At 72.4% G+C, this 11,866-nt stretch carries 9 protein-coding genes; 6 read left to right on the top strand and 3 right to left on the bottom strand.

Features of this window, described 5'->3' with window-relative positions; translation table 11 throughout:
* The 5 genes from AB0C35_RS12765 to AB0C35_RS12745 are packed head-to-tail and all read left to right on the top strand — an operon-like array spanning position 1 to position 5,278.
* Positions 1–1,032, top strand: coding sequence for an MlaD family protein (locus tag AB0C35_RS12765; protein WP_358454001.1), 1,032 nt, complete (start codon positions 1–3; stop codon positions 1,030–1,032).
* Positions 1,029–2,072: an MCE family protein gene (locus AB0C35_RS12760; protein WP_358453999.1), complete on the top strand. Its 1,044-nt coding sequence runs from the start codon at positions 1,029–1,031 to the stop codon at positions 2,070–2,072. Before AB0C35_RS12765 ends, AB0C35_RS12760 begins: the two co-directional genes overlap by 4 nt.
* Entirely contained in the window at positions 2,069–3,199 is a 1,131-nt protein-coding gene (locus AB0C35_RS12755; protein WP_358453997.1) for an MlaD family protein, read from the top strand. Before AB0C35_RS12760 ends, AB0C35_RS12755 begins: the two co-directional genes overlap by 4 nt.
* Positions 3,196–4,512: an MlaD family protein gene (locus AB0C35_RS12750; protein ID WP_358453994.1), complete on the top strand. Its 1,317-nt coding sequence runs from the start codon at positions 3,196–3,198 to the stop codon at positions 4,510–4,512. The genes AB0C35_RS12755 and AB0C35_RS12750 overlap by 4 nt, the downstream gene beginning before the upstream one ends.
* Positions 4,513–4,519: 7 nt before the next feature.
* Entirely contained in the window at positions 4,520–5,278 is a 759-nt protein-coding gene (locus AB0C35_RS12745; protein ID WP_358453992.1) for a hypothetical protein, read from the top strand.
* Between the two features lie 12 nt (positions 5,279–5,290).
* Here the strand turns inward: AB0C35_RS12745 and AB0C35_RS12740 are convergent, their stop codons facing one another.
* Positions 5,291–5,938: a TetR/AcrR family transcriptional regulator gene (locus AB0C35_RS12740; RefSeq protein WP_358453989.1), complete on the bottom strand. Its 648-nt coding sequence runs from the start codon at positions 5,936–5,938 to the stop codon at positions 5,291–5,293.
* Between the two features lie 236 nt (positions 5,939–6,174).
* Here AB0C35_RS12740 and AB0C35_RS12735 point away from each other — a divergent pair, with 236 nt between their 5' ends.
* Positions 6,175–8,019, top strand: coding sequence for an FAD-dependent oxidoreductase (locus AB0C35_RS12735; protein WP_358453987.1), 1,845 nt, complete (start codon positions 6,175–6,177; stop codon positions 8,017–8,019).
* Between the two features lie 115 nt (positions 8,020–8,134).
* Here AB0C35_RS12735 and AB0C35_RS12730 read toward each other — a convergent pair whose 3' ends face one another.
* Together AB0C35_RS12730 and AB0C35_RS12725 are read right to left on the bottom strand one after the other, a co-directional pair.
* Positions 8,135–8,860, bottom strand: a complete 726-nt coding sequence (locus AB0C35_RS12730) for an alpha/beta hydrolase (protein WP_358453985.1) — start codon at positions 8,858–8,860, stop codon at positions 8,135–8,137.
* 169 nt (positions 8,861–9,029) lie between these two features.
* Positions 9,030–11,765: an AAA family ATPase gene (locus AB0C35_RS12725; protein WP_358453982.1), complete on the bottom strand. Its 2,736-nt coding sequence runs from the start codon at positions 11,763–11,765 to the stop codon at positions 9,030–9,032.
* Positions 11,766–11,866: the final 101 nt, after the last annotated feature.

Here is an 11,866-nt window from a genome sequence, read left to right as displayed (position 1 = left end):
ATGGCCCGCACGTCGTTCCGCGACCGCGACAAGATCAAGGTCGGGCTCGTGTCGAGCGCGACGCTGGTCGCCCTCGTCCTCGCCGTGTACGTGGTCGGCACGCGGGGCCTGCTGCTCGACCGCTACACCGTGACCGGCGTGTTCAGCGAGACGGGCGGGCTGCGCACCGGCGACGAGGTGCGGGTGGCCGGGATCAACGTCGGTGAGGTGACCGAGGTCGAACCCGACTACGGCAAGGGCCGGGTGGTGGTCACCTGGAAGGTCGACTCCGACGTGGACCTCGGCCCGGCGACCCGCGCGGCGGTCACGACCGAGAACATCCTCGGCGGCCGGTACCTGCGCCTTTCGGGCGACGTCACCACCCCGCACCTCGCCGACCTGCCCTCCGAACGCCGCCGCATCCCCCTTGAGCGGACGCGGGTGCCGGCGACGGTCAACGACGTCCTGGACACCTCCACGCGCACCATCTCCAAGCTGGACGCCCGCGCCGTCAACACGATCGTCGCGGAGGTGAGCGGCATCGACGCGGGGCAGCGCGGCCGGCTGGGCCGCGCGCTGACCAACCTCGCCGAACTCGCCGAGACCGTCGACGAGAGCGACCCCCAGATCGAGAGGCTGCTCGCCGGCGGCGACCGGCTCCTCGACCTCGCCAAGGCCAAGGACGAGCAGCTCCGCAGGCTCCTCGGCAACGTCCAGATCATGCTGGACGAGCTGCGGCGGCGGAAGAACGAACTGTCGGCGTTCCTCGGCGGCGGAAGCAGCGCCGTCGCGGACATGGCCGAGCTCATCGACCGAAGGCAGGCCCAGCTCATGTCCGTGATCGCCGATCTGCGCAGCACGCTCGGCACGCTGCGTCCGGCCACCGGAGAATTCAACGACCTGCTCGCGTGGGCCGGCCCGACGCTGAGCGGCCTGTCGGGCGCGGGCGGCAGCGGCCCCTGGCTGGACGTCGTCGCCACCGGGCTCGGCCCCCTGTCCCCCAGGGATCTGGCCGAGCTGGCCCGCAACGCGCCGGCGGGGGGACGGCCATGATCCGCCCGGTCACGATCGCCGCGGCGCTGCTCCTGGCCGCCGCCACCGGCGGCTGCTCGGTGCTCCCGGGCGGCTCCGGCACCTACGGCGTCACGGTCTACTTCGCCCGCACGCCGTCGCTGTACGAGCAGTCGAGCGTGAAGGTGCTGGGCGCGGACGCGGGCACCGTCACCTCCATCACCGACGAGCGGACCCGGGTGCGGGTCGAGCTGGCGGTGAACCGCGAGGTGCCGCTCCCGCGCGACGTCAACGCCGTGATCGAGTCCGCCAACACCCTCGGCGAGCGGTTCGTCTCCCTGGAACCCGCGTGGAAGCCCGGAAAGCCCAAGGCCGAGCCCGGCGCCGTCGTCCCGCAGGAGCGCACCAGGCTGCCGGTCGAGATCGACGACGCGCTCGACGCGTTCGCCAAGCTCAACCGTTCCCTCGACCCCGAGGCGCTCGGATCGGCCGTGCACCGCGGCGCGGACGGGCTGCGCGGCCACGGCGCCGGCATCAACCGCGGGCTGGGCGCCACCTCCCGCCTCACCGGCAAGCTCGCCGCCCAGGACGAGAAGATCGTGTCCCTCGCGGAAGGGCTGCGGTCGCTCGCCGCCACCCTGAACGACCGCGACCAGCGACTGGAGGAACTGCTCCGGTCGTTCTCCACCACCAGCCGGTCGCTGTCGGAGGAACGCACCAGGCTCCGCGAGTTCGTCTCCGGCCTCGCCGCCGCCATCGAGAAGAGCGGCGTCCTCATCACGGCGTACCGGGAGACCCTGCCGGACGCGATGACCGACCTGTCCAACATCGTGCTCACCCTCAAGGGGAACGCCGGCGCGCTCAACCAGGCGATCGCCGCCCTGGAGCAGTTCACCAAGGTCGCCGACCAGGCATGGGACCGCGAGAACAACGTCGTCACCATCCGCGCCGTGCTGAGCGCCACGGTCCGCGCCTGGCTCCAGCCGCTGTTCACGGCGATGGGGTGGGGCGCCGTGCCCTGCCCGGCCGGCGACACCGCGATCGCCAACTGCGTCCCGGGTCCGGGAGGAGGCAGACGATGACGACACCGGCCGGCATCCGTGCCCGCATCCGTGCCCGCGTATCGATCCGTGCCCGCGTATCGGCGTGGAGGTCCGCCCGGGTTCCCGTGCGGGCGGCGGCGTGCGCCCTCGCGGTCACGGTCGCGAGCGGCTGCTCGCTCCAGACGATCGGCGCGCCGCACGGCGACATGACGGTCACCGCGGTGTTCGACGATGTGCAGAGCCTGGTCGTCGGGCACAGCGTGCAGATCTCCGACGTCCGCGTCGGCACCGTGACGCGCATCGGCCTGTCCGGCTACCGCGCCGAGGTCACCATGTCGCTGCGCGACGACCGGCACGTCCCGGCCGGGACGACCGCGACGATCGCCAAGTCGTCCCTGCTCGGCGAGAACTACGTCCGGCTCGACCCGCCGCCCGGCCGCCGCCTGGACACCGGACCTTTCCTCAAGAGCGGGGCGGTCATCGAGCACACCTCCGTCCAGCCCGACCTGGAGCAGATCAGCGAGAAGGCCGGCCCGCTGCTGGCGGCCCTCGGCGGGCAGGACCTGTCCACCATCACCGGCGAGACGGCGACCGCCGTGAACGGCAAGGGCCGCAAGCTGAACACCCTGATCGAACGGGCCGCCGACGTGACCGACTCCTACGCCGCCGCGAGCGGCGACCTCGGCCGGGTCCTCGACTCCTTCGCCAAGCTGGGCACGTCTCTGGCCAAGGGCAGGAACCAGATCGACAAGCTCCCCGGCAACGTCGCCCTGGCCACCCGGCGGCTCCAGGACGAACGCGGAGAACTCAAGCGGGCCATCCGGGAAATGCGCGAACTGGCCCGTTCGGTCAACGCCAAGGTTCACCTACGCCACGCGGGCCGGCTCGCCATCCTGCTGGAACGCGCCGAGGAACTGCTCACGGCGGCCCTGCGCGGACGCCGGGAACTCAAGACCGTGGCGGCGGCGGTGCTCACCTTCCTGCGCTCGCCGTCGGTCTCCTACAGCGGTCAGGGACTGCTGTTCGGCTGGATCAAGGGGTTCCTGCCCGCCACCGGGGCCGCGCCGTCCGGTGCCCGCTCCGCCCCGCCGCCCGGTGAGCCCTCCCAGGAACCCGCCCCTCGCCGGGGAGCATCCTGGGCCGACCTGCTGGGACCGCGCTCATGATCAAACGCTTCCGGGTCGTCATCAACCTCGTGTTCTTCGCGCTGCTCGGCGGCGCGCTCGCCGTCTGGGCCGTCCGCAGCATCATCACCGTCGACGCGCTCGAACGCCCGTTCCCGGTGACCGCCGACTTCGCCTCCTCCCCCGGCCTCCGCGAGGACCTGGAGGTCACCCACCTGGGCGTGCGGGTCGGCACCGTCGGCTCGGTCCGGCTGGGGCAGGGGCATGTCACCGTGCAGCTCGACATGGACCGCGGTGTGCGCGTGCCCGCCGCCAGCAAGGCCCGGGTGCTGCGCAAGTCCGCGGTCGGCGAACCGTACATCGAGCTCACCACGCCGTCCGGGCAACCCGGCGGCGACGTCCTCGAAGCCGGGGACCACATCCCCCTCAGCCGGACGTCCGGCAGCACCGACTACAAGCAGCTGTTCTCCAGCCTCAGCGAGACCCTGCGATCCGTCGACCCCCGCGACACCCGCACGCTCGTCCACGAGGCGGCCATCGGACTCCAGGGCCGGGGCGACGACCTCAACGACATGGTCGGCGACGCCCACCGCCTCACCGCCACCCTCGCCGCGAACGCCGGGACCCTCGACGCACTGGCCGCCCAGCTCACGCAGCTCACCGCCACGCTCACCCAGCACCGCCACGGCATCGCCTCCGGCATCAACGATCTGGCGGCCTTCACCACCGCCGCCCGGCAGACCCGCCGCGACCTCGACGCCATCCTGGAGCACGGCCCCGGACGCCTGGAGGACCTCAACGCGCTGCTGCAGAAGGCCCGCCCCGGGCTGGACTGCCTGCTCACCTCCGCCGCCATCCCGACCGCGCCCGTCTTCGGCGCCGAGAACCGGGCGAAGATCAACCAGGTTCTGCGCATGATCCCGACGCTGGAGGCCCTCGCCTCCGACACCATCGCGCCCGACGGCAAGGGGGGCAGCGGCCTGCAGGTCACGGCCGTCATCACCATCGCGGGCCCCGCCAAGGCCGCGGAAGAGTACGCCACCCCCGTCCCCCGCCCCACCCCGCCGTCCCTGACGCTCTGCCCCGCGACCAAGAACGTCAAGGGCGGGAAGACCGGACGGGAGCCCGCCGTCGAAGCCCGTACACCCGTCGCGAGCCCGCCTGCGGCGGGTCCGGCCGAACCCGCGCCCGCCCAGGGGCCGGCGCGCAAGGTCGCCGACGAGGAGCCCGAGTCCGCGCCGCTGTCGCGCGCACTGCCCCTCCTGCCCCCGGTGCTCGCCGCGGTCATCGTCCTGGCCGCGGCGGCCGGTGCCGTCCGCGCCCTGCTCCGCCAGCGTCTCCGATCAAGAAGGTAGGCCCGCGATGAAGACCCGCACCGACAAGCAGCCCGCCGCCGAGCCGGCTTCCGAGGACGTCCTGGAAGAGGCAGAGGCCACCGAGACCGAAACCGACCCGGACGAGTCACCGGACGACACCGAAGCGGAGGCTCGCGAGGATTCCGAGGAAGAAGAGGAAGAGGAACAGGACGCGGACCGGCCGGCGAGGAGGCGGCTGCGCGAGTCCGGGACGCCGTGGCTGGGCAAGGCGGTCACCATGGCGGTCCTGGCCGCGTCCGTGGTCACAGCGGGCATGCAGTGGCACCGCGCCGAGGGCTACGCCGGCCGGGAGAGCGACCGGGAGGCGGTGGCCGAGCGCGCCGAGGAGTTCGGGCAGGCCCTGCTGAGCTACGACCACAAGGACGTCAACTCCGCCCGCAACCGTGTTCTCGCGATGGCGTCCGACGACTTCGCCAAGACCTACGACGTCGCGTTCACCGGCGGCCTGGAGAGCGTGATCACGAAGTTGAAGGCGGACGCCACCGCCACCGCCCGCACCGTCTACGTCAGCGACGTCGGGGAGGGCAACGCCAAGGCCGTCGTCGTCATGGACTCCGAAGTGCACAGCACCGCGGGCACCCGCCGCGTGCTCGGTTCCTACCTGGACATGAAGCTCACCCGGCAGGACGGGCAGTGGAAGGTGACCGAGGTGAACTCGATCGGCGCGGCCAACGAGAGCATGACCGACCCCGACGGCAAGCAGACCGGTCCGTCGCCGTCGACCTCGCCCACCCCCTCTCCCTGACCGCCGCGATCCTCAGCCTGAGCCGGCGCCGGACTGCACGAACTGCGGAACGACCCGATCGAGGAGATGCAGAAGGACCTCCTTCAGCATCAGATGTACCTGGTCACGGTCCAGCCGCCCGTACTTGAGCCATTCGCGCGTGGTCGCCTCGGCCATCCCCGAGTATCCCCGGAACGCCGCCCGGATCTCCGGGTGCTCGCGGGTCGCCGGAGCGAGCCCGACCACCTCGGCCATGTGGTCCACCGCGCTCTCCCTGCCCTCCTCCAGGATCTCCACCAGTTCGGCGTCGACCCCCGAGGCGCTCATGTCCAGGGCGGTGATCCAGGTCGTCCGGTTGCGCTGGAGGAGTTCCAGCCACGCCTCGATGCTCTGGTCGATGCGGTCGGGGACCATCGCGCCCTCCACGAACGCGGGCACGGGAATCGGCGGCACCGCCAGCATCTGCGCCACGGCGGCCAGATACAGATCCCGTTTGGTGCCGAAGTAGTGGTTGAGCAGGCCCCTGCTGACGCCGGCGGCGGCCGCGATCTCGGTGTTCGACACCGAGCCGTAGGGACGTTCCCTGAACAGCGCACGCGCACATTTGAGAATCTGCTCGCGCCGCTCGTCGGGCCCCTTGCGGACCCTGCGCGGAACCTCCACCGCAGCGTGGTCGGTCACTTCGTCCCTCAGATCCGATCGCCTGGAGCGGTGCGCGCACCACCCGTGGTGACGCGTCCGGCCTCGCTCGCCGTCCCGGCCGGGGGCCGGCCCGGCGTTGTTGACGCTATGCCAACAAGGCGTTCCTGACAACAGCGTGCATGCTATTGGCGAAGCGCCAATAATGCTCTAGAGTCACGTGTGACTCCAGGCGCGGGAGAACGGACCTCGGGGGCCGGAGACGCGAGAGGAACACCATGAGCAGCGGGCACAACTCGGACCCTGCGGACAAACCCACCCGGCGGAAGTTCCTCGGCGGTGCGGCCGCCGTGGGTGCGGGTGCGGCGGTGGCCGGCGCACTGGGCGGTGAGGCGTCCGCGCAGGCCGGACGGCGGCCGGGCCTGGCCGGGACGCGGCGGCGCGCGGCCGGCCGGCGGGTGGCGGTGTTCGGCGGCGGGATCGCGGGCCTGTCGGCGGCGCTGGAGCTGGCCGAGCGCGGGTTCGCGGTGACGGTGTACGAGCGGCGGCAGCTGGGCGGCAAGGCGCGGGTGTTCGGCGTGCCGGGGTCGGCGAGGGGCGGGCGGGACGAGTTGCCGGCCGAGCACGGGTTCCGGTTCTTCCCCGGCTTCTACCAGAACCTGCCCGACTCGATGCGCCGCATCCCCTTCCCCGGCAACGAGAAGGGCACCTGGGACAACCTGACCCGCGCGTCCACCTACCTGGGCGCCCGCAAAGACCGCCCGGATCTGACGATCCCGTTCCCGTTCCCGTGGCCGATCCCGGAGGGCACCCCGCCGTTCCTGACGCCGGAGTCGCTGATCGCCACGGTGATCAGCGGGCTGCAGTCGCTGGGCATGATCCCGCTGCCGGAGATCCTGCACTTCGCGCGCAAGGGCGTCATGTACGTCACCAGCTGCGACGAACGCCGGATCGGGCAGTGGGACCACGTGTCGTGGGCCGACTACCTGGGCACCGCGACCCGGTCGGCGGAGTACAACACGCTGCTGGCCGACGGGCTGGTGCGCAACCTGGCCGCGATGAAGTCCGCCGACGCCAGCACCCACGCCATCGGCCTGGTCGGCGAGGCCACGCTGTGGAGCGTCCTCGGCGAGGGCAACGAGGCGGGCGGGTCGGTGGACCGGGTCCTGGCGGGGGCGACCGACGAGATGCTCATCGACCCCTGGGTCGCGCACCTGAGAACCCTCGGGGTCCAGTTCCAAGTGGGATGGGCGGCCGAGTCGTTTCAGCTGTCCGGCGGCAGGATCGCCTCCGCGGTAGCGGTCGACCCCGCCGGGGCGCGGCAAACCGTCGACGCCGACTGGTTCGTGTCAGCGGTGCCGGTCGAACGCGCCGACCGGCTGGTCGACCGCCGGATGCGCGCCGCCGACCCGATGCTGAACAACATCTCCAAACTGCGCAGCGACTGGATGAACGGCCTGATGTTCTTCCTCAAGCAGGAGGTGCCGATCACGCCGGGCCACGTCAACTACTGGGACTCCACCTGGGCGATCACGTCCATCAGCCAGGCCCAGTTCTGGAAGCGGGACTTCACCGCCTACGGGGACGGCACGGTCACCGACAACCTGTCGGCGATCATCTCCGACTGGAACACCCCCGGCATGTTCAACGGCAAGACCGCCAAGGAGTGCACCCGCGAGGAGATCGCCGAGGAGGCCTGGAAGCAGATCAAGGCGCACCTCAACGAGCCCGGAAAACCGCCGGTGCTGACCGACGACATGCTGCACACCTGGTACCTGGACCCCGGCATCCTCAATCCCGGCACCCCCCAGGTCGCCAACGAGGACCCGCTGTTCATCCAGACCCTCGGCGCCTACGAGACGCGCCCCACCGCCGGAACCGGCATCGAGAACTTCTTCCTTGCCGGGGACTGGGTCAAGACCGGCCTGTACGTGTCCACCATGGAGACCGCCAACGAAGGCGGCCGCCTGGCCGCCAACGCCCTGCTCGACGCCGCCGGCTACACCGGCGGCAAGGCCACCCTCGGCGAACTCTGGGTCGCACCCGCCTTCAACGACGCCAAGAAGCTAGACCGGGACCGCTACCGCAACGGCGAACCCCACATCCTCGACGACGGCACCTGAGCCGCCGGCGGGCACCCCGGAACTCCGGCACTGGCCGCGTCGCGCGCCGAACCGTGCGGCCAGTGCCGGGTTTTCCACCCGCCTTGGACCACCGGATCCGCCGCGACGGTCTCGCTCAGCCCTGAGCGTCACCGACCGCGTCGAGGATGGTGTCGGTCACGGCGTCCGGCTGGGACACGGCGACCGCGTGTGAGGCGCCGGCGATCTCCCGGGTTCCCCGGGACGAGGCCCGCTCGGCCATGAAGTGCATCAGCGCCGCCGGGATGTTGAGGTCGCGCTCACCGAAGACGAATCGGGACGGAACGGTGCGCCAGGCCGGTTCGCTCACCGTCAGCGCGTCGGTCAGCGCACGCTCCGTCACCGGCCGCTGCGTCGCGGCCATCAGAGCGGCCTCGTCCGCGTCGAGGTCGGCGCAGAACTGGTGGTGGAACTTGTCGTCGGCGATCCGGAACTCGTTGCCGCCGCCGCTGAGCGGGTAGGCCTCCAGCGTCTCGCCCAGGCTGCTGCCCTCGAACTTGCCCGACAGCAGCAGCGCGGTTTCCCCGTGGTCGAGGGCGAAACCCGCGACGTAGGCCAGGGCGCGGACCGCCGGGTGGCCGGCCGCCGCCTCGGAGATGGCCGCGCCGCCGTAGGAGTGACCGACCAGGACGACCGGGCGGTCGAGCCCCGTGATCACGTCGCGGACGTAGGCCCCGTCGCCCGCCACGCTCCGCAGCGGGTTGGCGACCGCGACGACGGGCAGCCCGCGGCCGCGCAGGCGCCCGATGACGCCGTTCCAGCTCGCCGACTCGGCGAAAGCTCCGTGGACCAGGACGACGACGGGTGGGTCGGTGATGTTCATATGTCCGCCTCTCTGTGCTCACGACCGGCTTTTGCCGTACCGACGACTCTCGCCCGGGTGGGGCGGCGGACACACCCGGGTGGACCACGGGTCGAACCCCTGGGGGCGGAGCGCGCCCCCCTGGGTGGTCGGGTCGGCGTGCGATTCGGCGGAGACCGGGGATCGTCGGCTATACCTCGGCAGCGGCGCCGCGCCGGAGCTGCCTGCGGGAGGTGACGCCGAGCTTGCCGAAGATCTTCCGGAGGTGCCACTCGACGGTGCGGGGGCTGATGAAGAGCCGGGACCCGATCTCGGGATTGGTCAGGCCCTCCCGGACAAGGCGGACGATCTGGGCTTCCTGCGGGGTGAGTTCGGTGGTGGTCTCGACCGTGCGTCTGCGGACGTGCTCACCGGTGGCCAGCAGCTCGCGCGCGGCCCGCCGTGCGAACGCCTCCATGTCCATCGCGGTGAACGACTCATGGGCGATGCGCAGCTGTTCGCGGGCGGCGCGCCGGCGGCGACCGCGGCGGAGCCATTCGCCGTAGAGGAGATGGGCCCGGGCCAGTTCACCGCGGACACCGGTGCGGCCGAGCAGGTCGATCGCCTCACGGTAGTGGTCCTCGGCGAGCGGTCCGTCGCTCATCAGCGCCTTCGAGCGCGCCTCGATGCCCAATGCCCAGTCCGTGCCGGCCGGGACCGTCGCCTCGGTGAGCCGCCGGAGAGCGTTGGCGGCCAGCCCGGGTGTGCCGTTCCGGGTGGCCGCCTCGATGTACTCGACGAGCGCCCAGGGCGCGGTGCCGATCTCCGCGGGACGGTCCTCGCCGGCTTCGGGGACGGCGGCCAGCGTGTCCTTGTACCGGCCGAGGCCGTTGAACAGCAGGGCCGTCGCCCACCCGCTGACGGTCAGCCCGTTCCCCTCGCCCCGGCGGGTCGCCTCCGCGGCGACGGCCCGCCGCACCACGGCGCCTTCGGCTTCGCGGCCCCGCCAGGCGGCGAGCAGCAGGGCGCCATAGGGCGGGACGGATATCCCGGTCGCCTCCGAGACCGTCCTGACCTCTTCGACCAGGGATGCGGCCTCGGCCAGTTCCCCGGCGAACACGTGCACGGCGATGCGCTGGGTCAGGGCGAGAGGGAGCGCGGTGGCCCGGCCGGACCTCCGAGCGAGATGGACATGCCGGGTGGCGAGCAGGTCCCACGTCTGGTGATCCCACAGTGCCGAGGAGGCCACACCGGCCAGCCAGAGCCAGCGCAGCCCGTCCTCCTCGGACAGGTCAGGGCCGCGGAAGACGCCCATCGCGGCTTTCAGCGCCGGCGTCCCGGCGGCGAGCCCTTCGCTGATCCGCACCGCCATTCCGTCGAGCAGCAGATCGGCCGGACGCGGGTCGCCCCCGGCCGGCGGGGCCGACCGGGCGGCCTCGGCCGCTTCGAGCCGGCCGACGCCGTCGGCCAGCGGGCCGGCGAACAGGGCCGCGCTGATCGCCTCCAGATACGTCTCGCGCGCCAGTGCCGCGTCATGCGGCTTGAGCTGCCGGGCGGCCCTGAGCAGCAGCCGGGGCGCGTCGCGGCCGCGGTCCACCGTGAAGGCGATCTCGGCCCGCAGCAGGTCCACCTCGCCGCGCAGGCGCTGGTCGAGCGGTCCCGCCTCGGCGACCGACAGCAGTCTCAGTGCGGCGTCGGGTGCTCCGGCCTGGTGGGTGGCGTGCGCGGCGGCCAATGCGCGCTCCTGGCGGCGCACCGGATCGGTGGTCAGTTCGACGGCCCGTGCCAGGAACGCCGCTGCCGCCGCCGGCCCCCCGCGTGACCTCGCCCGTCCGGCCGAATGTTCGAGTTCCGCCGCGATGTGCTCATCGGGGCTCTGGGTGCCATGTGCCGCGTGCCAGGCGCGGCGGTCGGGGTCGGCCTGCGGGTCGGTGACCTCCGCGAGGACGCGGTGCGTGCCGCAACGGTCCTCGGACGACGCCGCCCAGTAGACGGCGGAACGCACCAGCGGGTGGTGGAACCGCACCCTGTCCCCGATCTCGACCAGTCCGGTCGAAACCGCGGCCGTCGCGGCCTCGATGCCGACCCCCAGCCGGTCCGCGGCCCGCCACAGCAGGACGGGGTCGCCGCCCGGCTCCGCCGCCGCGGCCAGCAGCAACTGCCGCGTCTCCGGCGGAAGTTCCGCGACCCGCCGCTGGTAGACCTCCCGGATCCGGCCCGCGAGGGCCCGCGCGTTCGGCACGCCGAACCCGCCCGCGAGCTCGTTCAGCGTCGATCCCTTCGGCAGTTCCAGCAGCGCCAGCGGATTGCCCCGCGTCTCGGCGACGAACCGCTCGAGCACCCGCTCGTCCAGCGGACCGGTGAGGACGGAGCGGAGCAGCATCCGGGCGTCGTCGTCGGGCAGGCCCGCGACCGGCAGCTCCGGCAGCCCGATCAGGTCCGGCGCCTCTTCCAGCAGGCGGGCCGCGAAGACGATCGCCACCGACTCCGCCAGCAGGCGGCGGGCCGCGAACGCCAGCGCCTGCACCGACGCCCGGTCGAGCCACTGCACGTCGTCCACAACGCAGACGAGCGGCCGGTCGTGGGCGACCTCGGCCAGCAGACCGAGGATGGCCAGGCCGACGAGGAAGCGGTCGGGTGCGCGACCGGAGCTCAGCCCCAGCGCCGCGCGCAGCGCATCGCGCTGCGGAACGGGGAGGTGTTCGATCCGGTCCGACATCGGCGCGCACAGCTGGTGCAGCCCGGCGAAGGCCAGCTCCATCTCCGACTGAACACCGGTGACACGTACCGTCCGGCATCCCGGCGCCCGCTCGACCAGGTACTCCAGCAGCGCCGTCTTGCCCACGCCCGGCTCGCCGCGCATCACCAGCGACCGGCTCTCGCCGACCCGGACGGCCTCGATCAGACCGTCGAGTTCAGCACACTCGTCGCGTCGGCCTCGCAACACGTCTACCAGGCTATCCGCGACGTCTTCGACTTCAACCGGGGGCGGGCGCGGGCCGGGGTGGTTTCGCGGTCACGGGCACACCCGTCCGATCACCGGGACGC

The sequence above is a fragment of the Spirillospora sp. NPDC048819 genome (assembly GCF_040650055.1).
GTDB lineage: Bacteria > Actinomycetota > Actinomycetes > Streptosporangiales > Streptosporangiaceae > Spirillospora.
This window is presented reverse-complemented; position numbering and strand designations above follow the sequence as displayed.